This window comes from Ensifer adhaerens (assembly GCF_000697965.2).
Lineage (GTDB): Bacteria > Pseudomonadota > Alphaproteobacteria > Rhizobiales > Rhizobiaceae > Ensifer > Ensifer adhaerens.
Window position 1 is genome coordinate 922,826 of the sequence record NZ_CP015882.1, and the last position, 25,083, is coordinate 947,908.

The following is a 25,083-nucleotide window of genomic DNA, read 5'->3' on the forward strand; positions in this document are numbered from 1 at the left end:
GTTCCGGGATCACGCTACCCTCAGGCGGATGAGGCGGATGTGAAGACCGCAAGCTGCGCATCGAAGGCGCGCTTGTAGGCCGGCCGCGCCTTGCCGCGCGCGACGTAGGCGGAGAGGTTGGGATACGCGTCGAGCAAGCCTGAGTTTTCCAGCCTGCGCAGCACCGTTACCATCAGCAGGTCGCCGGCACTGAAGGCGCCATCGAGCCAGTCGGCCTCCGCGAGCCGCCTGGACAATTGGGCGAGCCGAACTCGGATACGATCTTCGAGCATCAGCAGGCGCTCGTGATACCAGTCCTTGTCCCGCTCCACGTAGGTGGTCGCTTCACGCTCGAGGATCGGCGGCTCCACGGTGTTAAGCGAGGCAAACATCCAAGTGATCGCCCGTGCGCGGGCATCGGCGTCACTTGGAAGCAGGCCGGCATGACGCTCCGCGACATGAAACACGATGGCACCGGTTTCGAACAGGGCAAGGTCGCCGTCCTGATAGGTAGGGATCTGCCCGAACGGCTGAAGCGCGATGTGCGCAGGTTCCTTCATCGTCTTGAAGGTAACGAGGCGAACCTCGTAGGGCTGCCCCACTTCTTCGAGCGCCCAGCGAACGCGCATGTCGCGTGCGAGACCTCGGCCGCGATCGGGCGATTTTTCAAAGGCGGTAATCGTGATCGTCATCTTATCCTCCACGGCTTGCCTGTCCTGAAGACGATTGGCCAAGCGGGATCCCGACATTCATTTTCGCCGCTCGGCGCCGGAAGCGGAAACCGCGATGATGCTGGCAGATAAAGTGATCTCTTCCTCGGTCGGAGAACAGCCGGCTCGCTTCAAAAAGACGTACTGCTCGTCGAGACTAGCCCGAATGGACAGCTTGCTCCAACAGCCGTGGCGAAGTATAAAAGTGTCATAAACGTTATTGTCGAGCGCAATGGAAGTTGATGCCGGCAATTGCGTATCGCTTTCGCCTTTTGACCATGGATGTACTGGCAGAAGCCTTGAGAGCGAAAAAGAAAAGAAGGCCGGAGCCAGCGCGCTCCGGCCTTTTTTGCTGTCTGTTTATCGCTGCGATGCGCAATCCTATTGGCGCGGGCTTGCACCTTTAGCGGTCATGCATTGTTCCTGCTCCACGAGGGCTAATCCAGGGGTAGGTTTCCCCGTTTCGTCCTGTGGATGTTCGCGCCCCGTTCGCGATGGAGGGTCTAGGTGCTGCGATGCCGTGCCATCAGCTTTGCCTGAAGCACGACCACGACGAGCAGGAAGGCGCCGCGGATAACGGACTGCCAGTAGGCGGAAAGCGAGATCCAGCCGAGGCCGTTTTCGAAGTTCAGGATGTTGAAGACCATGGCAAGCAGCAGCGCGCCGGCAAGCGTCGCACCAACTGAGCCGGAACCTCCGGTCAACAGCGTACCGCCGACGACGACGGAAGCGATCGCGAAGAGTTCCCAGCCCACGCCTTCCGTCGGTTGCCCCGCGCCGAACTGGGAAGCGAGGATGACGCCGGCAAGACCGGCGAGCGTGCCCGAGGCGAGATAGACGCCGGCAAGCGCGCGCTCCACCTTCAGGCCCATCAGGCCAGCCGTCGCCTCGCCGTCACCGATCGCCAGGATATGCCGTCCGATCGGGAGCTTTTGCAGCACGAGCCAGCCGAGCACATAGGCCGCAAGCGCGATCCAGGCGGGAATGGGGAACCCCAGGAAATCGTCCTGCCCGATCACCGTGAAACCGGTGTCATAGGAGACGGAGACAGACTGGTTGTCCGCTAACAAAAGGCCGGTGCCATAGGCGGCGAGCATCGTCGCGAGTGTGGCGATGAAGGGCTGGATCCGCATCTTCGTAATGATGAAGCCGTTGAGCGCGCCGACGGCAAGGCCTGCCGCCATGCCGCCCGCAAGCCCCGCCGCCCAATGATAGGGGGATAACAGGGCTGCCACCACGCTTGCCATCGCCGCCGTGCCGCCGACCGACAGGTCGATGCCGCCGGTGATGATGACAAAGGCCATGCCGAGCGCGATCAGCGCGAACATCGAGTTGTAGCGCAGGAAGCTCAGGATGTTATAGGGCGACAGGAAGTTTTCATAGCGCAGCGCCCCGAAGAGGATGAGACCGGCAAGCGCCAGGATGACGCCGAACCGGGCAAGGTCGCCGGAGTTCTTGACCAGGAAGAGGCGGAGGATCGGTTGCATCGTGGTTGCCTCTAATGTTTGCTGGCGCGCTGCTGGATGAAGACGGCGGTGACAATCAGCCCGGCCTTGACGATGAGCGCTGCCGCATCCGGAACGCCATTGGCAAGCAGCGTGTAACGCACCAACTGGATCACGAGCGCGCCGAGTACCGTGCCGACGATGTTGGCCCGTCCGCCCGTCAGTAGCGTCCCGCCGACAGCAACCGCGGCGATAGCATCGAGCTCCATGCCGAGGCCGACAAGGTTGGCATCGCTTGCAGAGTTGCGGGCAACGACGATGAGACCGGCCACACCGGCAAGCGCGCCGCTTATCATGTAGACGAAGAGCTTGACCCGTTTCACCGGTATTCCGGTCAGGCGGGCGGCCTTCTCGTTGCCACCGACGGCGATGATCTGTCGGCCGATGACGGTGTAGCGGATCATCGCGAAAGCCGCTGCGACGATGACGATCATCAGCAGGACCTGGGCCGGAACGCCGGCGATGCGACCGAGTGCGATGAACTGGAAGCCTTCATTCTTGAAGACCTGCAGGTTGCCGTTGGTCATCACCTGGGCGATGCCACGGCCGGCGATGAACAGCACAAGCGTGGCGATGATCGGCTGGATCGAAAAGCGGGTGACGAGGAAACCGTTGAAGAGGCCGAAGAGGGCAGCGGCGGCGATCGGCAAGAGGAAGGCAAGAGCCACCGCGAGCGCCATGTTTTCCACCGGCCAGAACTGGCCCATGAAGATCATCGGCGCCAGTGCGCCGGCAATTGCCATCAACGAACCGACGGAGAGGTCGATGCCGCCGGTGGCAATAACGAGCGTCATTCCGGTCGCGACGATGACGATTGTCGCAACCTGGGTGAGGTTCACGTTCAGCGTCTGCAAGGACAGGAAGTTCGGCGTGACGGCGACGTTGAAGAGGATCAGCGCCAGGAAGGCGACGAAGGTGCCGTAGCGGCTGGCGAGCGTCAAAAGCCTGTTTCCGGACGAAAGGGTTCCCGACGGCTGCGGGGCAGGGGTCTCGATCGTCGTCATGTCATTCTTCCTGGTGGGCTTCCTGGTGGACTTCCTGGTGGGCCATGGCGGCAAGCAGCGCCGTCTCGCTCAAGTCCTTGCGCGACAGCGTCGCGACGGAAGTACCGTCGCTCAGGACCGTCACGCGGTCGGCGGCGGCAAGCAGTTCTTCGAGTTCAGACGAAATCATCAGCACGCTCAAACCCTCGTCGGCGAGACTGCGCAGGAGTTTGAGGATTTCCGATTTGGCGCCGATGTCGATGCCGCGCGTCGGCTCATCTACGATGAGGACGCGCGGGTCTGTGGCAAGCCAGCGGGCGAGCAGCACCTTCTGTTGGTTGCCGCCGGAAAGCTCCTTGATCGGCTGATCGGGGGAGGCACATTTGACGCCAAGCGCCCGGATGTAGCGGCTGACGATCTCATCCTGGCGCGCGCGGTCGACGATACCGGCTTTCTTCAGCTTCGGCAGCAAGGCGAGCGTCATGTTTTCGCGGATGCTCATGTCGGGCACGATGCCGTCGATCTTCCGGTCCTCGGACACGAGGCCGATCCCATCAGCGATCGCATCCGCCGGTTCGCGATAGCTGCGTCCCTGTCCCTCCATGCGGATCGTGCCGCGCTCCATCCTATCGGCGCCGAAGATCAAGCGCGCCGTTTCGGTGCGGCCGGAGCCGAGCAGTCCGGCAAGGCCGGAGATCTCGCCCTCTCGCACAGCAAGGCTGACGTCGCGCACGCGCACGCCGGCGCCCGCCTTGTCGAGTTCGAGGCGGACGGGCCGCACCGGCGCGTCCTTCTCCGGTGCCATGGCCTGAAAGGCGGCAAGCTCCTTGCCGAGCATGTGGCGCACCAGCGCCATTTTCGGCATGTCCGCCATCGGGCTTTTGGCGACCGTCTGACCATCGCGCATGATCGTCACGCGGTCGCATATCTCATAGAGTTCGTCGAGCCGGTGGCCGATGAAGATGACGGCGACGCCGGAGCGTTTCAGCGTGCGGATCGTATCGAAGAGGATGGCGACCTCGCGCTCGTCGAGCGAGGAGGTCGGTTCGTCCATGATGACGAGCCGGGCGCTCTGCGTCACCGCGCGGGCGATCGCCACCATCTGCCGTGTCGCCGCATCGAAATGCGCGACGGGACGGTCGACGTCGATCGTCAGGTTGAAGGTTTTGAGCACCGCTTCGGCCCCGCGCCACATGGCGGAATAATCGATCATGCCGAACCGCTTCGGCTCGCGGGAGAGGTAGATGTTCTCCGCCACGGAGCGCTGCGGGGCGAGATTGATTTCCTGGTAGATCGTCGCGATCCCGGCGGCCTGCGCCTCAGCCGGCATCGAGAAATCGACATCCCGACCGTCGTAGGCGATGCTGCCTTCGTCCCGGCGATAGACGCCGGTCAGGATCTTGATGAGCGTCGACTTGCCGGCGCCGTTCTGGCCGACAAGCGCCATGACCTCCGCCGGTTCGACCTCGAGCGAGGCGGATTTCAGTGCCGGCACGCCGGCGAACGCTTTGGAAATGCCCTGCATGGACAGAAGCATGGGTCTCCTCCCTATCTTCGCCATCCGCCGCCCCATTTGGGGGTGGGCGTCATCAGCCTACACTTGAACGGGCTGAAGGTCATGCTGCCGTCAAAAAGACGGCCGAGACGGTTGCGCCGTCCCGGCCGTGGAGGCTCGGGAGATTGGATCAATAGGCGTTGGCGAGTTCGGCGGCCGCGTTGGAGGCGTCGTAGAACTTGTCGTCGTTGATGATCATCGGGTCGATCTTTTCGCCCTTGGCGTAGCGCATCATCGTCTCAAACGCCTTCGGCCCGAAGCGCGGGTTGCACTCGACGACTGCTGCGATCTTGCCGTCGACAACCGCCTGCACGGCTTCCTTGCCGCCGTCGATCGACAGCACCAGGACGTCCTTGCCCGGCACCTTGCCGGCCGCTTCGAGTGCCGCGATCGCGCCGATCGCCATTTCGTCGTTGTGGGCGTAGATCACGTCCGCGTCAGGATGGGCCTGGAGCAGGGCTTCTGCCACCTGGCGGCCTTTGTCACGGGCGAAATCGCCGGTCTGCGAGGCGACGATCTCGAAACCGCCGGCCGCCTTGATCGCCTCGTCAAAGCCCTTCTTGCGGTCGTTGGCGGGCGAGGACCCGGTCGTGCCTTCGAGTTCGATGATCTTCGACTTGCCGTTGGCGTTCTTTGCCAGCCATTCGGCAACGCGCTTGCCTTCTTCGACGAAGTTCGAGCCGATGAAGGTCAGATAATCCTCGCCGGCCTTGGCCAACGACGGATCGACCGAGCGATCGAGCAGGATCACTGGAATACCCGCCTTTTTCGCGGCCATGACGGCGGGGATCAGCGGCTTTTCTTCGCGCGGCGCGAGAAAGATCACATCGACGCCTTGAGCGATCATCGAGTTGACGTCGGCGACCTGCTTGGCGGCGGAACCGGCGGCATCCGTATAGACGAGCTGGAAGCCGAGCTTTTCCGCTTCGGCCTTCATGCTGTTCGTCTGGGCGATGCGCCAGGGATTGTTGGATTCGGTCTGCGCGAAGCCGACCTTGTATTTGTCCTTCTGCTCGAGCTTCGGCACTTCGGCGATCGCGACACCCGCAAGGGCGAGCGCGCCGACGGCCGTTGCCGCCAGCATGAAGGTACGACGGGAAATCGTGGTCATAATCGGGTTCTCCTCCCAGATTGGCCGGTGCTCCTCTACCGGACGTGAGCGTTTTTGCGCTTCACATCTCCAAATCTTGCGCTAATAATATTAGCAGTCAAGGCCAAAATTTATGAGCACTTGCAAAAACCCGCGTGCGGTGCAATGCACGCTCAACTGCATGTTTCCGTCAATCGTCTCTGATTGAAGGGGAAAAACATGCAGAAATTCAAAGTGCTACAGCGACCTTTGCAAGTCTCCTAGACGCGCGGTGCTGTAGGGTAGGGGAACACACATGGCCAAGGGAAACGGGCGAAATCTGGAGAAAAAGGGGGAAGGACGCCCAACCATGACGGATGTCGCCAGGATAGCCGGCGTTTCCCAGTCAAGCGTTTCCCTGGTGCTGAACGAGATGTCGGGCTCGCGCATCTCGCCCGAAACGCAGCAGAAGGTGCGCGAGGCTGCTCATAAAATCGGTTATAAACTGCCAGCGACCCGAGGTCCGGTTGCAGCGGCGCCGGCGGTGGAAAAGGACACAATCGCCTTCATCGTCGATGAAATCTCCACCAGCCCGCACCCGGTCGTCAGCCTCGATGGCATTCGCGATTATGCTTTCGAGCAAGGCATGCTGGTCTCGGCGCATGTCACCCGCTCGAATCCGGAACTCGAGGAAGCGGTGTTGCGGTCGGTCCTGCGCGACCCCTCCATCGCCGGCGTCATTTACGCGACGATCTTCACCCGCAAGGTTGCCGTTCCCGAGGCGTTGGCGCCGCTGCCGACCGTGCTTCTCAATTGTTACTGCGAGCCGCGCCAGCATGTGGCGATCGTGCCGGGGGAGGTCGCCGGCGGTTTCGCCGCCACAGCGCATCTGACGGCGCTCGGCCACAAGCGCATCGGCTTCATCAACGGCGAGTGCTGGATGGACGCCGCCATGGATAGGCTAAAAGGCTACAAGCAGGCGCTTGCCTCAGCCGACATCGCCTTCGACGAAACGCTTGTGCGCGATGGCGACTGGCTGCCGCTTCGCGGCTACGAGGCCGGGTTGGACCTGCTCTCCATGCCCAACCCGCCGACAGCCATTTTCTGCGGGAACGACCTGATGGCGATCGGCGTCATGGAGGCGGCCCAGGAGAAGGGCTTGCGGGTGCCCACCGATCTCTCGGTGATGGGCTATGACGACCAGGAACTGGCGCGCTACACCCATCCGCCGCTCTCGACCCTCGTGCTGCCGAACTACGAAATGGGCCAGAAGGCGGCTGAACTCCTGATCGACATGGCGATCCACGGAAAACACATGCGGCCGATGACAATAAAAGTCGACGGACCGCTGGTGGTTCGCGATACCACCGCTATCCTGTCCGAAGCCAGAGCTTCAAAGAGCGCTCGATAAAAGCCGCCAGCAGCGCTCCCTCCCTTGCCCCGCCGCGGCGCGCGAGGCCGTGACGCAGACGCCGGTAATCTAGATACTTCGGATCCCTTGCTCAGCGTGTGTCATCAGCACGACCGACATCAAAACGCTCGTTTGTACACAATGGTTACGTGTGTTATCCGGCCGCGGTGATTTTCGGCGGTCTGAGAGTCTGCGTCTAGCAGACTGCACTCGCGGTAATGGGATTGGTTGTCGATGTTTGAGAAGGAAGCCTACTGGGTTTCGTGGTTGCGCTGGCATCTCTATCGAAAGCGCAGGGGCAAGCAGGGAGATGCCTTCAAGGGTGCCCTGCTGAAAATGCGGACGGCCGTGCGCAGACTGCCAAGGGGTGCACTGGTGCTTGATTGCGGCGCCAACGTCGGTGACGTCAGCGGCTATTTCCTGGCCAAGGGAATGAAGGTAATCGCGTTTGAGCCGGACCCGACTGCACTTGCGGTCCTCAAAGCGCGCTTCCCGAACGAGCCGCGACTGGTCATCGAGCAGAAGGCTGTCGGGGCGGCCGCCGGCTTTGCGCCTTTCTATCAGACCGAGGCGCTTGCCGATGGCAACATCAAGGAGACGATTGCCTCCTCCTTGATGCGTCGCGACGTTCACACGACGGCACCCGTTGCTCAGGTGGAGATCGCCAACCTGGCTGAATACATTCGTGGTTTGCCGGAGCGCGTGCGCATCCTCAAACTCGACATTGAAGGTTACGAGGCTGAAGTCCTCGAAGCCCTGCTCGCGGAACGCCTCGAGCGTCAGATCGACTTGATCCTGGTGGAAACCCATGAATTCTTCTCGGAAGAGCTAGCCGCTCGGATCGGTGCGCTGCGCTTGCGGATCGAACGGGAGAAGATCACGAATGTCTGCCTGGATTGGCACTAGAGCAGGCAGATCGTCGCTCTCACCTGGTTGCGCTTGGGTACTTGGTGGCGATCTTGCAACATCCATGGCAACCAGGAGGCAGGTGCTTCCGGTCGAAGTCCCGCGCGAACGTCGAGTCTTGGTTTGAGGGGCGAAGCCGGGGGCTCGCTTCTCGTCGCCAGTCGCGCACCAACTAAGGCGCGCCGGAATGCTCCGCGCAGGTAGGTACATGGTCGCGCTCGGCCGGCGCGTCGAAGGGGCACGGCTTTGACCAGTGAGTCGAGAGGCGAGACTGTCGCATCTCTAACTGGCCCAACTGTCGCACTTCAAATTAGAATGTACCCGGCCACAAGTTCTGTCAAAGCTGAATAGGGCTGCGACGTCGCCAGCCATTTAGAAATGCGACACTGCCCGCCGGCTTGCTCTGCCAGTCAGCCCCCGATCCGACCGGCTGGTCCGGGTTGAAAGGGCGGAGCGGGGGCGGGTGATGACACTCCCCTTCGGCTTTAGCTTTCTCAGTAGCAATTGTTTTGTCGCCGGTTGATACTCGCTTGCACCTGCATAGGGCGAGGTAGGGATCACAGCCGCACGATGCTTCCGGAAATCAAGCTGCATGGTGACGTCGATGTCGCCGCACTGTCCCCACTTCTTCGCGGTATGCTTCTTTCGGTTGCCTATGCTGACGGTGAGGGCGGCATAGGATTGACGGCGACCGGCGCCATGAACCGCAAGTTCGTGCATTGGGCCGCTGTGCACTTCCTTTGGCCAGGCTTCACAGCCGAAGACCTCTACAGCATCAACAAGGTGCTCAATGAAAGCGACATGCCGCCGCTTTGGGTGGTGCGCGACATGACCCGTCATCTGAAGCTTCTTCGTCGGAAAAAAGATGTGCTGCTGCCAACCAGACGCGGCCGGGAGTTCCTGGTGAACCCGCAAGCCTTCTTCGATCTGATCGCCACGGATTATCTCTATTCGTATGTCCATACCACCGAGCGGGAAGAGGAGGTCCGAGCGCGGTTACGCTGGTGGCGCATGTTCCTCAATCTTCTCAATATCAAAGCCAGGGAAGGGTGCACGCCAATAGACGTTGTGAAGATCCTCTATCCAGATTTGGCGCCTCTGTCGGACACCGAAATGACCATAGAAGCCTGGAAGTTGAAATCCGATCTCCAATATGGCGTCTTTCGGCGCTTGTGCTGGCTCGGTGTGCTCTATGAGGCACGAGAGGGGCTCACGCTCCTCCAGCATGGAGCCTTCCACAAGACGCCACTTTGGCCAGCTTGCCTGCAGTTGGAATCGGATACGCAGAGCGACATCGGCGTGCATTGACGCTCTTTATTCCGCCGCTGGCCGCCTCATCAACGCTTTCTCTCGTCGCGCAATCACCGCCGGATCGTTCATGAAATCCGTCCGCCGGCCAGGCTTGGGACCACGCTTCTGGTAGCCGTTGGCTGTGCTACCGTCTCGAATGCCGAACATATGATCCGTTTGGCCCGTTCGGCTCGGACCACTCTTGCTGCGCTGCTGTTGGCGTCCGGCCTGCATCTCGGCGACAATTGACAGCATGTCGTCCAGCCGCTTGTTGTCGACGACCTCGGCACGATGCACCGAGCGCAACGTATCGAAGGTCCTGTAGGGCAGGGCAAAGCTCTCGTGCATGATCTCAAGCCGACCGTCCGGATAATCGCAGACAATCACCTTCTGGCCCGCCAATGGCCTGGAAATCTCGGTCGGATCGAGAATGAACAGCACCTTGTCGTAACGCAGCGTCAGGGATTGCGACAGCGTGCGCACTTCCTTGCGGCACATGGCACCATCGAGGTTCTCATGGTCGGACAGCGGCCGGTGCATGTCCTTCGGATTGCGTGGTTGCTTGCCAAAACGAGTGTTGAAATCTGCAATGAACTCAGGCGCATAGACATTGGCAGCTTCGATCGTATCGATGCCGCGAAGTCGCATCTCCTTGACCAGCCGATCCTGCAATGTCTGGTTGGCACGCTCCACTCGACCCTTGGCCTGCGGGGTGTTGGCACAGATGATGTCGATATTGAGTTCATAGAGCGCCCGTCCGAACTGCGTCAGGCCGCTTGTCCGGTCTTTCTTCGACGCATGGAGCGAGCGGAAAACGCCGTGCTTGTCGCTGTAGAAGGCCAGCGGCTTGCCCCATTGCTGCAGATAGGCCTTCGTCGCGTGCAGATAATCGAATGTATTCTCCGATCCAGCAAAGCGAAGATGTAAAAGCTTGCCGGTGGCGTCATCAATATAGACGAGCAGGGCGCATTTGGGGCCGCGGTTCTCGAACCACCAGTGATGCGATCCATCGATCTGCACCAGTTCGCCAAAGCAGTCGCGCCGGCCACGTGGCTGGAAAACCCGTTTCTTGCGTTCCCGACGCGAGATCCAGATGCCAGCCTCGGTCATCCATTGCCGCAGCGTTTCCTTGGCAACAGAAATCCGGTGCAGCTCGATGAGCTTCTCGCGCGCCAGCGTCGGACCGAAATCCAGATAGCGTTCGCGGATCAGATCCAGCGCCGCATTGCGGAAATCCTCGCCGTGGCGCCGATTGCTCGGCCGGGATCGCTTCTTCGAAACAAGACCGGCCGGACCATCTTGATCATAAGCCTGCAGCAGTCTGTGGATCTGACTTCGACTGAGGTTGAGCAGTTCGGCAGCCTGGACAACGCTCAGGCGCTCGTCACGGATCTTCTGGATGACTTCGAGGCGATGCAACTCTTTCTGCGACATGGTGATCAAACAGGACATGACGACTCCGACCGCTCATGGTCTCGACCAGGCTGAAGGTCGTCATCCTTGCTCCCAACGTTGGCTTTGACCAGTGCGTCGAGAGGCGAGACTGTCGCATCTCTAACTGGCCCAACTGTCGCATTACTAAATAGCCACTACAAGTTCTGTGGCAGCCAAGTTGAACTGTCCGCTTTGGCGCAAAGTTAAAATGTCAATTTGGGCGGCGCGTCGTCAGCCATTTAGACATGCGACACTCGACATCTCCGTTGGCGCTGAGGCAAGCCCCCGACCGAACCGGCTGGACCGGGTTGCAAGGGAAGGGAGGGGGCGGATGAGACGCACCCATCGGCTTTAGCTTGGACAGTTGAAGCAGCCGGTCATTCCGCCGCATCGAGGTCAGAGAGCGCCTGTCGCCGCCGGGCAATGACCGCAGGATCGTTCATGAAATCCTTCCGACGTCCCGGGCCGCGCGCGCGTCGAACGTAGCCGTTCTTCTCGCTGTTCGTCTTCACGGCGGGCTTCGTCTGCTGCTCCTGACGTTCCTTGATGTAGGTCAGGAGTTCACCGAGCCGCTTGTTCTCGGTGATCGCCGCATGCGTCACCCGCTGGTCCTTGTCGAACACCCGGTAGGGTAGGGAATGCCCCTTCCAACGCACATCCAGCCTGCCGTCGGCAAGCGCGTAGGTCTCGACATAGCGACCGACCAGCCCGCGCGTCACCTCGGTCTCTTCCAGCATGATCCGCTGGCGCTCGTACGAAAACGTCAACTGGGCACCGACATAACGCTGCTCACGTTTGCATAGCACGTCGCGCAGCCGATCCGGGGCAAGGTTCAGCGGCCGATGCAGATCATCAGATCGGGCAGGGGTAATGGCAAACTGGCGGTTATAGCGCTCCATGAACCGAGGCAGGAAAGCGTTGCCGTCGTCCATGCCGCAGACGCCCTCCAGACGCAGATCCTTAATCAACCGGTCCTGTAGCGTCCGGTTCATCCGCTCGACCCGGCCCTTGGCTTGACTCGAGTTTGCGCAAAGAATCTCGATGTTTAACTCGCAAAGTGCACGCCCGAACTGGGTCATGCCTTGGCCGCCCTTGGCATCCTTCTTCGCAACCCGGAACACCGAATGCTTGTCGGAATAGAAGGCGACGGGAGCACCATGCGCCTTCAGATAGAGTTCCAGCGCCTCGAAATAGCTGAACGCACTTTCCGAGCGCACAAACCGCAACTGCATCAGCTTGCCGGTCGCATCATCGATGAACACCAGCAATGAACATGGATCGCCGCGATCTTCGAACCAGCGATGCTCGGAACCGTCGATCTGAACCAACTCGCCGTAGGCCTCGCGCCGCAGCCGCGGCTGATGGAACGTCCGTCGCTGCTTGCGCGACAGCCACAAGCCGGCCTCCGACATCCATTGGCGCAAGGTCTCGCGCGACACCGTCAGACCATCACGCTCCGCAAGCTTCTCGGCCGCCAGCGTCGGACCAAAGTCGGCATAACGCTCGTGCACGATCGTCATGGCGTAATCGCGTACGCCGTCGCAGATCCGGTTGTTCGATGGCCGGCCGATCGCCTGGTGCCGGATCGACGCCGCACCGCCAGTGCTGATCCGCTCCAGCAACCGGCGAACCTGGCGGGTGCTCAGCTCAAGCACATGTGCCGCCGACACCAACGTCATGCGTCCGGCGATCACCTTCGACAAAACCTCAATCCGCTGCAGATCGCGCTCGCTCATCGCAATCAATCCCATCCGCAATCTCCCAGGTCATCAAAACCCGGGGAGAGTGACATTCCAACTTTGCAGGATCAGGACACTTTAACTTTGCGGCTACAAGTTCAAATCGCATAATCTGAATTATGGAACTGAATGTGATGTATCAAATATGTCATCTAACGCATTGATCAAAATTCACTTCCTCGCGATAGATGATTGAACCAGCGCTCGCCATTTCGAGTATACGTCTTGCGTCGCTCGATTTCGACCGCACCCTCGATGTGGCCATGGCAGAACCCATCGTGAGGACGCCTGAGCCACTTCGAGCGTTGTTCGACGCCCTTGCATACGGCTTGAGGAGACGCGAGTGGCAGCCGCTTGTTCAAGCGTCGCGAGGCAGGACAGAGAGCACGCGCGCAATGAAGGCTGCAAACTCTTCCATGTAGCCACGGAGAAACTGCTCGGTCGTTTGCACCGTCACTTCTCCGTCGTCGGAAATCAGCCCCGGAGTGAATTGAATGTAGGCTTCTGGGGCGTTCATCTGCGGTGAATTGCAGAAGCTAAGAACACTGCGCAGTCCTTGTTGCGCTACCGCGGTTCCGATCGAGCCCGGCGATGTCCCGATGACAGCCGAAGGCTTGCGTGTGAAGGAGTTCTTTCCGTAGGGGCGACTCGCCCAGTCAATGGCGTTTTTTAGGCCACCCGGGATTGAACGGTTGTATTCCGGGGTTACAAAGAGAATGGCGTCGACCCCAGCCAACTCTTCTTTGAAAGCTGTCGCGACCGGCGGAAAATCGGCATCATAGTCATGGCTATAGAGCGGGAGTTCCCTGAACGATATTTCTGTCATTTCAAGCTGTGCAGGAGCCAACCTCACCAGTGCACGGGCGAGCTTGCGATTTATGGAGTCTTTGGCGAGACTACCAATCAAGTATCCGACCTTATGCGTTTGCATAATAATTCTCCCGATACCGTGACCTGTGGCGTGGACTGCAACGACAATGTAGCGCGTCGCGCCGTGACTGTCATGTTTCCAAGTCGCTGCAAACCCGATCTCAGAACTCTCTTAACGCGCCAGTATGCCGGCAGAACTGCAGCTTTCATCCGGAGCCGGTCGCCGCGGCGATCGGCATGGTATCCGGCGGATGCGGAAGGAAGAATGGCTACCTTTGAAAGAAGAACATCGTGCAAACTATAGCAACTGAACGACTGATATTGCGCCAATGGCGCGAGGACAATTTTGAGGCCTTCGCTCGATTCTGGGGGGACCCCGTCACCACCGCCTTCGTCGGGGGTCCGATCAAGCGTGAGGATGCCTGGCGAAGGATGTTGTCGTTCATCGGTCATTGGCACTTGCGCGACTTTGGCTTTTTCGTTGTCGAGGATATTAAAACAGGTGAAATGGCGGGCTACTGCGGAGCGCAGCTTCCTTTGGACAAGCTTGAACCTGAATTGGGATGGGGCATTTACCCCCAGTTCCAGGGGCAAGGCTATGCTACCGAGGCGATGCTTGCCGTTCTCGACTTCGCAGCCAGCAAACTTGGCTGGAGGACGGCAATAAGCCTGATCACTGATGACAATTTGGCTTCCCAAGCGGTCGCGAGAAAACTTGGAGGCGCGCTTGAGCGACACGTGGATATCAGTGGCATGCGCTACGGCGTATACCGGCACGTCTTTGGAGATTCGTCGATTTAGCCGTTCAAGTGATCCTCATCTGGTTCGGATACCTACAGCGTGGGTACGCCGGCAGCATCGCGCGTTGGCTCCGGCATTGCCGGAAGCAGGAGCAGGAGGGCCACCGACAGGAGGTGGATAGCACAGGCGACGAACGCGAGCGCCGCGAGCCCGGCTGCGATGATTGGCGCGGCGATGACGGTTCCAAGCGTGGTGATCATGAAGATGAAAAAGACGATCAGCGCCGATCCGCGCGCATTATTGGCACCCGAAGCAAGAATGCCGCGATAGAAGCCAATGGGGCCGCGAAGACCCAGGCCAATCGCCATGGGCGTAAACAATAGAGGCAACATCAGCGTGTTGGTACCGCCCATGAGACCGTAGGCGAACAGCGCAAGGGCACTCAAGGCAGCCATGACGGTGCCGGTCAGGATGACGTTTTCAGCGCCAAAACGTTCGGCAATCCGGGCGGTCAGATTGGCGACGATGATGAACCCGGAAATGTTGATGACCTGCATGATGATGAAGTCGTTCAGAGAGCCGCCCATCGACGCGACGATGACTGTCGGCGCGCCGAAGACGAAGGTGAGCAGTCCGCCGAGCGTCAGGGCCTGGCTGAGCGCGTATCGCATGAAGACGCGATCCGTGAGCAGTTGCCCATAACTACCGAGCGTGTCGGAGGGTTCTTCCTCACGGGGCAGCCCAAGCACGAGTATGAGGACCGCAGCGAGCATCGTCAAAACACCCAGCAGCTCGAATGACGATTGCCATCCGAAATGCGAAAGCAGCAGCACGCCGAAGATCGGCGCAAGCGCCGGCACCAGCGATTCCACGCTGCCGAGAAACCCGATGGCGCGCACCGCCGCCTTGTCGCTGAACAGCTGCCGGATCAACCCTGGGCCAAAGACCGGAGCCGCCGCAGACGCCACGCCTTGAACGAACCTCAGCGCGATAAGTGCCGTGATATTTGGCGAGAAGGCACAGGCGAGCGAGGCGGCTGCAAATCCGGCGAGCGAAGAGAAAAGCAGCGCCTTGCGCGAAAAGTGGTCCGCCAGGCGCCCATAAAGAAGCAGGCCGAGACCGCCGCCGCCGACATAGGCGGCAAGCACCAGCTGCGCGGTCGCCCGGTCAGTGCCGAAGATTTCAGGCAATTGCGGAACGGCCGGCAAGACGAGGTCGGTCCCTGCCAGCGATAGCGTTGCACAGATGATGAGAAGTGAAAACGTGATGGCGCGACGCGAATTTGTCATTGTCCGGAGTGCTCTTGGCGGATCTATCGTGACCGATGGGATGTGAGCGCAGACGCCCTGCCCGCCGAATTTTTTGGTAGGCGGTTTCGGGGCAACTGGCGGTCATGGCAGGCTAGCAGGGGCAGAACAGCTCGGACAACGAATGAAATATTCGCGTCTCAGATGGGATCGATACTGGTTACCAGGCGGCCGACGCGCCCGTCGGAAATGCCTATTCGTTCCCATCGGATGATGCTCGGGGGGATCGGCATATCGGGGTCGTCGCTGCCGCCGGTCGTGAACTGGACGGCTCCCGACCAGACCTCTTCAAACCAGCCAAGTTCTTGCAGTTGAAGCTCTCTCTCGATGATTTCCGCCGTCGCGTATCGCCATAGCGAGACGCCGAAAAAGGACGCGGCAGAGATCCGCCACTGGGCTTGCCTGGCCGGTGAGACGCTCAAAAGCGCATGGGTGTCGTCGCAAACAAGGTGAACCGGAAACGGCGCCGTTTCGATGAGCCGACGCAATGTCAAGTCTATCCCGACGCTCTCATGCCGCTCGAGCAGCGTCTCGACCCGGGCCCGGGCCTTTGCTGAAGGCTCATGCTGGCCGGCTTCCCATCGCGATAGCAGACCCTGCGATACGCCAAGATCCGCCGCCAACGTTTCCTGCTTGATCTGCCTGAGCCTGCGGAAGCGTCGAAGCCGGCATCCGAGCGGCAAAGCGCTAACCTTCAGATCAAGCTCCATAGCTTCCTCGCGACAATAGCCCTCCCCCGTTGAATAGCAGGGACGCTTGGTCGGTTGTCAACAGACACCCGACGCCAGCGTCTAGCTCGATGTTGGGACGGTGGCATCTTCGACGCTCACTTTCGCCTGACGTCGAGGCCCAACGCATCGGCGATGATGATCGCGTCCTTGAGACGGACGCTTTCCGGAGCAATGGGCGATGACGTCATCCGGCTGTCGGGAATGAAAGCGGTTGGTCGGCACGTTGCTCCAGGGGAGATCACGGCGTTACGGGCCGCGCCATTGTCAAAGCGCAAGCCCTTGCAATCCGAACAATCGGACAGAGCTTGGACCTGAAGGGCAGAGAGTTGGCTTGATGGAAGGAGAGCTTTCTCGACGAGGGTCGCATAGCCAACATTCTCGTGGCGGCTTGGCGACGTTCGGCGCCACTACGGCCGAAGATCAGGCGATGGGCCCCTCATGCTTGTCAAAATCGCCTGAGCGGGCCCACCCCCTGCAGAGTTCGCTGTCGGCAGTGCAGTTACAGCGCCGCCGGAGCGGCTTCAGCGCGGTGCAACCGCGCCCGCATAAAAACCGCCGTCGCCACCATAGTAATCCTGTCTGACACTGGTCGCACCGCCGCCGGTCTGGGAGCATCCGGCAAGCGCGGAGAGTACGAGCAAGAATGTGGCAATACGCATTGAGTTTGATCCTTTCTTGGCTGTCACACACATAGTCACAGGCAAACGCCCAGACAACCCGGCGATGACACGACTTTCAACCAAACCCTGTATCCGAACGATCACGATACTGAAACAAAGGCGCACATCCTCTCTCTGCGCGCCCTACGCCGGCAAACTTCTTGAGCTACAAGATTTAAGAGAGAAACGATCGCAGCCGACACCACGATCGCCGAAGCGCTCGCGCAAATGGATTGGCTGGCACGCAAGACGCTGTTTGCCGAGGACGCCGAGGGCCACCCCAAGAGGTCGGCCGAGCGGGTGCAATCGTCACGCGTCGTCTGGTTCAACTAACGACCAGTACCGCCAAGACTGCTTGACGTCACGGTCATCGACCTCGCGTGCGCGTCTGATCAGACGCGCAATCGGAGGCGACTCAAGGAGACAGGCAGTAGCCGCCTGCGTCGTCGCGCTTAGGCCGCTTCGAGAGCGTTGCGGGCTGACCCTTTCGTCTCGATCAGCGTGCGCGCGACGATGTCGTGGTTGAGCCACAGGACAGGGCCCGATGGCGCCGAGCTCTCACCAAAGATGAGCTGCCCAACCGCTTCGACCACCAGCCGGCTCAAGAGATCGGAGATCAGCGCCTTGCCGTCCCGGTGCATCGCCGTGATTTCGCTCGACGTACCGATCGTCAGGTCGGACTGTCCCGGATTATTCGGCATTGGCCAGGACGAAAAGTCGTAGAACGGCCGCATCACTTCGCTCGTCTGCATATCGGAAATCTTCCGCAAGACGTCATCGACGGTGAAGCCATCTGCCAACAAATCCTGGCAGGCCTGCCATTGCTGCGCGACCCATTCGCCACCGCCCTCTTTTTTCAGCGCGAGCAGAAGCGGAATGAGGGGCAGCTCGATGCCGGCGAACACGTCGGAAGAATTGGTGCGGATCTCAGGGCAATTGTAGACCGTCGCCTTAATGCCCTTGTTCCAGGCTTCCTCAGCGATGCGCTCCAGGCGCATCTTGGCGTAGCCCTGCGTGTAATTGGTATAGGTCTGCCAGCGGTACTCGTTAGCAACGAGAATGCCCGTACCGTGGTAGCCAAACGCCGAATAACGAACCTGGCCACCGGAAGCTTCGATGCGCGCCCGGATGGCTGTGCTCAGATCGATCAGGTGTCGGAACGTGTTGGCCGAAACCTCGTCGAAATTCTGAAGAATGAGCTTGCCCAAATCGCTGTCGAGCAGCGTTTGCGACGACATGTGGCGCGCGCCACGTCCCTTGTAGACGCGATTGGCGATGACCATGAACACCTTGGCCTTCGGGATGCCACCGGCCATGGTGTGCGCGAAGAAGACATTCCTGCCATCAGCGATCATGCCATCGAGGATCCCCATGACTTCAGAAAGGGCATTCTTGAACCGTTCGACGCCGACGTTTCGGCATTTCTCGATGTGCGACCAGTCGAGCTTCTCGTCTTGCCACGTCTCGAGCGTCATCTTCGCGAGAAGGTCGGTCGGAGTGGGCTCGCCTTCAGGCGCGTCAAGATCGAAACCGGCCATGATCGGCACGTTGATGATCTTGCCTCCGAGCCGGGCTTCAGCCGCCGCAAGTTCCTCGTCGTTCAGTGGCCGCAGAACATTGGCTTCGTCTCGTCTGCCAACCGTGATCCCGACAATTTCCATGCCGGCCTTCTTGGCTTGGTCGACCAGATGGGTGGCATAGCCCCGATCGAACAGCTCACCAAACAGAACGAAAACATCGCCTGGACGGAAAATGTTCGTCCGCGGGAAGTGCGTCAGAGGGTTCGGTTTCTTCATACTGCCGGTTCTCTCAAAGCTGGTCGCGGAGCAACCAAACAAACAACGTGATGAACCACTGCACTGATTGGCGGCAAGTGGGAAGTGACAATAAGTATCGTTACAATTCAAACCGTGAGCGGAACGGAACGGCAGTGGCGTCCATTCCAGCCCCGCAGCGATCCGGAATGGTGAACTTTCCCCGTGACCGTTCACCGCTTCGACTCACCGCTTCGACGTGATTTCTGCCGGCCCCGGATCCTGTCGTGGCCCGGCTGAACGTGGCCTGCGAAACCAAACATATACTCCTGGGCGCACGCTACTTTTCAATCCGCAGGACGATGAGGTCAGACTGTTTGACTGATGATACGGGATGAAGGCCCGGCCCAGCGCTGCCTGTCATGATGGCATCGAACAACGGCATCTTCTCGCTTCCCACGAGCCCTAACGGCGCCCGACAAACGGCCAGGTAGTCGAACCCCGCTAAAAGAGCATTCCGCTCATTGTTGCTACTCGACATAAAGGCCCGAAGAACCCGTCCGATGGCTGGCGCGGCCCGGTGAAAGGGAACGCTCGACACCGTAAGGCTGTCCTGCGACCTACGGGCGATCTCAAGCCCCAGTGCCGGCGGCGTCATCACTTGTCCAGGTGGAAGGGTAGCAAGCAGCGAGAAATCCGCCCCCTTGCAATCATTCCAGAGCAGGTGGTCAAAAGCATCCGTAGTCTTACGCTCAAAAGGCACGACGAAGTAGAATGAGGTGGCCATCACAACAGCCATCCCGCCAAACGCAGCCAACCGCCTAACCGCCACCTGGCTGTCTTCGCGAGTTACCGACGCCGCAGCCGGCAGCAACAACGGAACGACGGCAGCAGAGAAGCGCAAATACCGGTTGGAGACCAACGCGGTCAGGAGGAGCGCTGCGGCGACAGCATAGATGATAGCGAATTGCGGATTTGCCGTTCGGGGGGCGTTCAACGCGCGCTGCAAGCTAACAGCCAGGACGCAGCTGAAAATACCCAGTAGAGCAAGTGAGCCGTAGTCCCCTGTTCGGAAAAACTCCAGGGCACTCTTTTCCTGGTCGATGCGATCAAACCAATATATCCGGGCCAGATCGTCGATGGCTGCATATGGGCCGGCCAAAAGCTGTGGATAGGCGAACAACAGCACAGCCGATAGCATCGAACCGGCGGTAGCCAAAAGTCCAAACTTGAACGCCGCGCTCGAAGCCTCCGGCACCAGCCATAAGGTCACGGTTGCGATCGCTCCAAAGCCAAGCAGTGCGAATGCAAATGGTGCGGAGAAAGCATCGTTCTCCACACGCCAGAACCCGGAAGGACCGATTACCAAAAAGGTCAGGATGGGTACCGCAACCAGGCATGTGATGGCGGTTGAGGCAAGCATCGTTCGGGTGCCGTCCAAACCCGCGGCCCACGCTAGTGCCAAGGCTCCCAACACCAGCGCGATAACAGGCAACGTCTCCAGGCCTACCAAGAGCGAGATCGTCGCTGAAATCGCGACGACCGCCCCGCCCATGCGATCGAACCTGCCAACCCCGTATATCAACGTAAGCAACAGCACCATCTGCAAGTTATGGTGGTCAATGCGGCCAGGGCTAAATTCCCAGATCGCGAAGGCCATAAGGACGAGGACGGCGCATAGCATTCCGGGCGAAAGCTCACCTTCTCGTGGCGCTATCCGGCTCAAAACCCCAACAACCCCAATGGTGAAAAAGACTGCCATTACGGCTGGCCAAACCTGGAAGGCCACCGCGAGCGCGTCTTCCGCTCCCAAGGCGGACTGAAGAGAGAAAGCTATGAGCATGTAGGGAAGGTCAACTATTCGCGACCAAGGCGAAATATACGGCTCGGGCATCAGGATCCGCGGTATTGCCGGCCTAAGCCACCCGCCATCCTCAAGGAATGCCTTGATTTGCAGACCCCGCAAACTGTCGTCGATGTCAGCGTTGTGAATACGCTCACCGGACAAATCGAACCCGATGAGTAGGCCGACGATAAAGATGCAGATCAGCCAATACCCCGTTGCCGACCAGCGTTCATCAACTCGCGCGACACTTGTCTCGCCGACAACTAAACTCATGGCAGATGAAACTCGTGTGAAGCGCCCAAACTCACCCGAGATTGCCTACACCTACTCTCTTAATAAGTGTGTAATTCTAGGTTGCGTGCGAAACTCTGCCTCAAGGGCAACCTTGCTTAACTCGGTCTGCGATGCGGGCCCAGAGACTTCACAATCGACATTCACTGCGTCGGTCATCGTTCGGTATTCTCGAAGAGAAAAGCGCAATTGGTTCGCCTCAGCAATGCGGAACACTGATCTCAGCCGATGCGGGTGGGAACGCAAACCATTCCCTGATGTTTTCGCGAGTTAGGTTTGTCCAACGGCCGATTATTCACACTCGACATTCTCGAGCGGTCCCTGTGAGAATTGCCTGGACTTTCGCAATGCAGCATATATCTGCCATCGCTAATGCCGACGGTGTTTCAGGAGACCTTATGCCCAATGCTCACAGCGAAGCTGTCGGACCTCGATCGGGAACGCAGAGCTTTCTCGTTCTACTGCTTGGATGCATCGGCGTTGTCTATGGCGATATCGGAACAAGTCCGCTCTACGCTTTTCGCGAGGCCCTTCGCCCCTTCTTGAACGACGGGGCGCAGCCTGACGAAGTCATCGGTCTCATTTCCCTGATGGTTTGGACGTTGACGTGTATCGTGACGTTCAAATACGTGCTTTTCCTCCTACGCGCCGACAATGACGGTGAAGGTGGAACATTGTCGCTTCTCGCGCTCTTGATGAAGAAGACCGGCAGTTTCATGCCCGTGTTGTTTTTCGCGGGCCTAATCGGGGCGGCCCTGTTTATCGGGGATGCCATGATCACCCCTGCCCTCTCGGTCATGTCGGCGCTCGAAGGCATGAAACTCGTCACACCAGCCTTTTCGGACTACGTGCTTCCCCTTGCTGCGGTCATTATGGTTGCATTGTTTGCCGTGCAGTCCAAGGGTACGGAAGCGGTCGCAAGGTTTTTCGGGCCAATCACGGTTGTGTGGTTCCTCGCGATGGCGTGGGGCGGTCTCATCCACATCGGCGACGACTGGACCATCCTGCAGGCTCTGAACCCGATCAACGCCCTGTGGTTCATCACGCATGCAGGCTGGGCAGGTCTGATCGTGCTTGGCGCCGTCTTCCTGACGGTCACGGGAGCCGAGGCCCTTTATGCAGATCTCGGCCACTTCGGGAGGAAACCGATCAGCACGGCATGGTTTATCCTTGTATTCCCCGCATTGGCGCTGAACTACCTCGGCCAAGGCGCGCTCGTGCTGAGCCACCCAGACGCGGTCAACAACCCATTCTATCTTCTCTATCCAGACTGGGCGCTGCTGCCGATGGTCATTCTCGCGACCATGGCGACAATCATCGCTAGCCAAGCTGTCATCACGGGAGCGTTTTCTCTCGCTCGCCAGGCGGTCCATTTGGGCTTTCTTCCTCGACTGCTGATCAAATTTACGTCCGAAACCAACACCGGCCAGATCTATGTCCCTGCCGTAAATGCGCTGCTGTTCGTCGGGGTCATCGTGCTGATTTTCTCGTTCGGGGACTCAGAGTCTCTCGCGACCGCGTATGGAATCTCGGTCACAGGCGCGATGGTTGTGACAACAGTGATGGCGTTCCAGTTTCTCCGCTCCGTCTGGGGATACTCAACCGTTCTGGCTGCACTGCTTCTAGCGCCATTGCTCGTCATCGAGAGCGTCTTCTTGCTTGCCAATCTGTTCAAGATTCATGATGGCGGCTGGGTGCCGGTGGCATTGGCACTGACAATCATGGTGGTGATGTGGACTTGGACGCGGGGATCCGCAATGCTGCGCGAAAAGACCGCGCGCAACGATATCCCGCTGGAAACATTCATCCGCTCGATAGAGAAGTCCACCCATGCGCCCCAGACCGTTCGAGGGACGGCAATCTTTCTAACCAGCGTCGGCGATAAGACACCCGCCGTTCTCCTCCACAACATCAAACACAATCATGTCCTGCACGAACGCAATGTTATTTTGACGGTTCGCACATCCGAGCATCCGTATGTCGCGCAGGAAGACCGCGTCTCAATGACTGAACTGTCAGACAGGTTTACAAGGCTCGAGCTTTGCTTCGGCTTCATGGACGAACCGAACGTCTCGAAGGCGCTGTCACTGTGCAAGAAGGCAGGTTTCAAGTTCGAAATCATGCAGACCTCTTTCTACCTCGGGCGCAGGACCCTTATTGGTGACCCGAACTCAGGTCTGCCCGGCTGGCAAGACAAGCTCTACATTGCACTTGCAGGTCTCGGCATCGATCCATCGTCCTATTTCAAGCTGCCAGCCAATCGCGTGGTCGAGATTGGCGAGCAAGTCACGATCTAACCTTAGGTCAGATGCTTCACGCTGCGATATCAACTCCCGGAACTTCAAAAAATGCCAGTCGTCGCCTCCTACATGTATCGTTCGGGCAAGCGCGCCGAAGAAATCCCGCTTGCCGCCAAACCATTCGAAGCATCAGGTAGCGACTTCGCCTGGATCGGTTTGACTGAACCGACAAAGCAGGAAATGGCCGACCTTCAGGCCATGTTCGCTCTTCACCCACTTGCCGTCGAAGACGCCCTCAACGGCAATCAGGTGCCGAAGGTGGACATCTACGGCGACCAGTTGTTCGTGATCGTCAAGACGGCCCACCTTGAGGGTGACAAGATCACCTACGGCGAAACCTGCATTTTCGTGGGGAAGCACCACCTGATTTCTGTTCGCCACGGATCTGCCCGCTCCCACAAGGAACTGCGCCAACACCTGGAACAGTCGCCCCAGCTTCTTGAGCACGGACCGGACTATGTCCTGCACGGCATCATCGACTTCGTTGTCGACGGCTATTTGCCGGTGGTCGAAACGCTTGAGGACAAAGTTCTGGAGCTCGAGAAACACGTACTTGTGTCCTTCCTGCAGCCCGAGCAGATCAGGCGCATCTTCCGGATGCGCCGTCACGTCATTCGCTTCCAGCGGGTGCTCGGGCCGATGGGAGAGGTGGCGGGTAAGCTAACTCATCTCGAGCTGCCCTGTATCGACGACAATGCCAAGCCATTCTTCAAAGACGTTCTTGACCATGTCAGACGTGTGGAAGGCCTGGTAGGCGGCCTTCGCGAGATAATGACGTCCGTGTTCGAGGCCTCCAATCTCCTGGAGCAGCAACGACAGGGCACCATCACACGGCAGCTTGCAGCCTGGGCCGCAATTCTTGCCGTACCGACAGCCATTGCCGGAATCTACGGGATGAACTTCGAACACATGCCTGAACTGGCAACCCGTTACGGCTACTTTGCCGTCCTCGGTGTCATTGCGACGCTCTGCTCTATTCTCTACTGGCGGTTCAAAAGGTCCGGATGGCTGTAGCCAGCGGAAATATCTTTCCGTGGGTTTCGTTTGGTGTCGACACCGCGGCATTGCAGCATGCTATCGGGTAAAAGCTCTGTGTGATGGTATCTCTTGGTGCTCTCGGGCAATCCGGCCTTACCTCCAGCCCGCCTCCCCCATCTTCCGGCAAGTGACCTCGCGGCCTTCCGGAAGTTCGCCGAACTCTATCGGCGCAGGCCGAGCTTGACGCGGAAATCAGGACCGGTGCCCTCTAGGAGATTTGCAATGGCGACCAAGCGCAAGTTCAGGAGCGATGCCTTTGAGGCGATCCATAGCGCCGTCGAAGACATGTCCGCGGCAGGCACCCGTTGGGTCCTATACGTCGCCGGCAGCGTCACTTTCGCCTGACGTCGAGACCCAGAGCCTCGGCGATGATGATCGACTGGTCGATCGTGATGATCGCGTCCTTGAGGCGAAGGTTCTCCGGATCGAAGGCGGTGAGGTCGCTGCCCCTGAGGTCGCAGGTGGTAAAATCTGCCCCATGCAGCCAGGCACCGGAAAGATCGACGTCCCTGAGCGAGCCGCCTTTGCAGGAGGCGCCGGTCAGATCCGCTTCCCGCATTCGCGTTTCCTTGAAGGATGCGCGGCCGAGAGCCGCGCCTGGCAATCCGGTAAAGGACCAGTCGCCGCCCGTCACTTGCATCTGGTCGAACTCGCAAGCGTCGAACATGCTTCCGACGAACTTGCACTCCTTGAAGCGGCTATCGAAGAACTTACAGGAGACGAACGTGCAGTTGACGAAGGCGCTCGCCTGGTGTGACGATGCATTGAACCGGGCTCGCCGGAAGGTGCATTCGTGAAAGACCACGCCGACGGTCTGCGCCTCGGTCAGGTCGAGATCGACGAACAGCGTGTTGTCGTATCGCTCGCGCTCGATCTGGCGACCGTACCAGTCGGCGCTTGCAATCGTGCTGTCGGTCTTGGGCGGCGCTTCGCCGTATCGTCGTTCAGCCATATCCATCCATCTG

General features: G+C 59.5%; 20 protein-coding genes and 1 pseudogene. 7 read left to right on the forward strand and 14 right to left on the reverse strand.

Translation table 11 applies throughout. The features are described from left to right. Positions 1 to 20: 20 nt before the first annotated feature. From FA04_RS31830 to FA04_RS31850, 5 genes are all read right to left on the reverse strand, one after another. Positions 21 to 671 carry a glutathione S-transferase family protein gene (locus tag FA04_RS31830; RefSeq protein ID WP_034803369.1) on the reverse strand — a complete coding sequence of 217 codons (651 nt, stop codon included), beginning with the start codon at positions 669 to 671 and terminating at the stop codon, positions 21 to 23. Positions 672 to 1,192: 521 nt separating this feature from the next. Continuing rightward, on the reverse strand, positions 1,193 to 2,176 hold the full coding sequence (locus tag FA04_RS31835; protein ID WP_034803377.1) for an ABC transporter permease: 984 nt from the start codon (positions 2,174 to 2,176) through the stop codon (positions 1,193 to 1,195). An 11-nt stretch (positions 2,177 to 2,187) separates the two neighbouring features. Continuing rightward, positions 2,188 to 3,198, reverse strand: a complete 1,011-nt coding sequence (locus FA04_RS31840; RefSeq protein WP_034803379.1) for an ABC transporter permease — start codon at positions 3,196 to 3,198, stop codon at positions 2,188 to 2,190. Between the two features lies 1 nt (position 3,199). Beyond that, entirely contained in the window at positions 3,200 to 4,714 is a 1,515-nt protein-coding gene (locus tag FA04_RS31845) for a sugar ABC transporter ATP-binding protein (protein WP_034803381.1), read from the reverse strand. A gap of 148 nt (positions 4,715 to 4,862) precedes the next feature. After that, positions 4,863 to 5,843 (reverse strand): ABC transporter substrate-binding protein, encoded by a 981-nt coding sequence (locus FA04_RS31850; protein ID WP_034803383.1) that lies wholly within the window; start codon positions 5,841 to 5,843, stop codon positions 4,863 to 4,865. A gap of 274 nt (positions 5,844 to 6,117) precedes the next feature. Here FA04_RS31850 and FA04_RS31855 point away from each other — a divergent pair, with 274 nt between their 5' ends. The 3 genes from FA04_RS31855 (at position 6,118) to FA04_RS31865 (ending at position 9,426) form a co-directional block, all read left to right on the forward strand. Continuing rightward, on the forward strand, positions 6,118 to 7,212 hold the full coding sequence (locus FA04_RS31855) for a LacI family DNA-binding transcriptional regulator (protein ID WP_034803385.1): 1,095 nt from the start codon (positions 6,118 to 6,120) through the stop codon (positions 7,210 to 7,212). Positions 7,213 to 7,446: 234 nt separating this feature from the next. Continuing rightward, positions 7,447 to 8,118: an FkbM family methyltransferase gene (locus FA04_RS31860; protein WP_034803387.1), complete on the forward strand. Its 672-nt coding sequence runs from the start codon at positions 7,447 to 7,449 to the stop codon at positions 8,116 to 8,118. A gap of 570 nt (positions 8,119 to 8,688) precedes the next feature. Beyond that, complete coding sequence (locus FA04_RS31865) at positions 8,689 to 9,426, forward strand: hypothetical protein (protein WP_034804388.1); 738 nt, start codon at positions 8,689 to 8,691, stop codon at positions 9,424 to 9,426. A 6-nt stretch (positions 9,427 to 9,432) separates the two neighbouring features. Here the strand turns inward: FA04_RS31865 and FA04_RS31870 are convergent, their stop codons facing one another. From FA04_RS31870 to FA04_RS31880, 3 genes are all read right to left on the reverse strand, one after another. Next, positions 9,433 to 10,860 (reverse strand): ISNCY family transposase, encoded by a 1,428-nt coding sequence (locus tag FA04_RS31870; RefSeq protein WP_034804391.1) that lies wholly within the window; start codon positions 10,858 to 10,860, stop codon positions 9,433 to 9,435. Between the two features lie 359 nt (positions 10,861 to 11,219). Beyond that, on the reverse strand, positions 11,220 to 12,593 hold the full coding sequence (locus tag FA04_RS31875; RefSeq protein WP_034805396.1) for an ISNCY family transposase: 1,374 nt from the start codon (positions 12,591 to 12,593) through the stop codon (positions 11,220 to 11,222). 346 nt (positions 12,594 to 12,939) lie between these two features. Then, on the reverse strand, positions 12,940 to 13,512 hold the full coding sequence (locus tag FA04_RS31880; RefSeq protein WP_034796378.1) for an NADPH-dependent FMN reductase: 573 nt from the start codon (positions 13,510 to 13,512) through the stop codon (positions 12,940 to 12,942). 230 nt (positions 13,513 to 13,742) lie between these two features. Between FA04_RS31880 and FA04_RS31885 the strand changes: the two genes are divergently transcribed. Next, positions 13,743 to 14,252, forward strand: coding sequence for a GNAT family N-acetyltransferase (locus FA04_RS31885; RefSeq protein WP_051659346.1), 510 nt, complete (start codon positions 13,743 to 13,745; stop codon positions 14,250 to 14,252). A gap of 32 nt (positions 14,253 to 14,284) precedes the next feature. On the opposite strand, the gene FA04_RS31890 is transcribed toward FA04_RS31885, so the two are convergent. The 5 genes from FA04_RS31890 to FA04_RS31905 all read right to left on the reverse strand — a co-directional run bounded on the left by FA04_RS31890 (position 14,285) and on the right by FA04_RS31905 (position 20,762). After that, the gene (locus tag FA04_RS31890) at positions 14,285 to 15,481 is read right to left on the reverse strand and encodes an MFS transporter (RefSeq protein ID WP_034796380.1); all 1,197 of its coding nucleotides are present in this window, start codon (positions 15,479 to 15,481) and stop codon (positions 14,285 to 14,287) included. 158 nt (positions 15,482 to 15,639) lie between these two features. Next, positions 15,640 to 16,209 carry a helix-turn-helix domain-containing protein gene (locus FA04_RS31895; RefSeq protein ID WP_051659347.1) on the reverse strand — a complete coding sequence of 190 codons (570 nt, stop codon included), beginning with the start codon at positions 16,207 to 16,209 and terminating at the stop codon, positions 15,640 to 15,642. A 542-nt stretch (positions 16,210 to 16,751) separates the two neighbouring features. Further along, entirely contained in the window at positions 16,752 to 16,889 is a 138-nt protein-coding gene (locus tag FA04_RS35740) for a hypothetical protein (protein WP_167550732.1), read from the reverse strand. Between the two features lie 452 nt (positions 16,890 to 17,341). Further along, entirely contained in the window at positions 17,342 to 18,685 is a 1,344-nt protein-coding gene (locus FA04_RS31900; RefSeq protein WP_051659348.1) for an enoyl ACP reductase FabMG family protein, read from the reverse strand. 298 nt (positions 18,686 to 18,983) lie between these two features. Next, positions 18,984 to 20,762, reverse strand: a complete 1,779-nt coding sequence (locus FA04_RS31905) for a hypothetical protein (protein WP_034796382.1) — start codon at positions 20,760 to 20,762, stop codon at positions 18,984 to 18,986. 416 nt (positions 20,763 to 21,178) lie between these two features. On the opposite strand from FA04_RS31905, the gene FA04_RS31910 reads away from it, so the two are divergent. The 3 genes and pseudogenes from FA04_RS31910 to FA04_RS34830 form a co-directional block, all read left to right on the forward strand. Continuing rightward, the gene (locus FA04_RS31910) at positions 21,179 to 23,077 is read left to right on the forward strand and encodes a potassium transporter Kup (protein WP_034796384.1); all 1,899 of its coding nucleotides are present in this window, start codon (positions 21,179 to 21,181) and stop codon (positions 23,075 to 23,077) included. Between the two features lie 51 nt (positions 23,078 to 23,128). Beyond that, positions 23,129 to 24,094 (forward strand): magnesium and cobalt transport protein CorA, encoded by a 966-nt coding sequence (locus FA04_RS31915; protein ID WP_029742789.1) that lies wholly within the window; start codon positions 23,129 to 23,131, stop codon positions 24,092 to 24,094. 246 nt (positions 24,095 to 24,340) lie between these two features. Further along, a pseudogene (locus FA04_RS34830) lies at positions 24,341 to 24,421 on the forward strand (helix-turn-helix domain-containing protein); the annotation flags it as partial. Positions 24,422 to 24,449: 28 nt separating this feature from the next. On the opposite strand, the gene FA04_RS31920 reads toward FA04_RS34830, so the two are convergent. Further along, positions 24,450 to 25,070 (reverse strand): pentapeptide repeat-containing protein, encoded by a 621-nt coding sequence (locus FA04_RS31920; protein WP_034796525.1) that lies wholly within the window; start codon positions 25,068 to 25,070, stop codon positions 24,450 to 24,452. Positions 25,071 to 25,083: the final 13 nt, after the last annotated feature.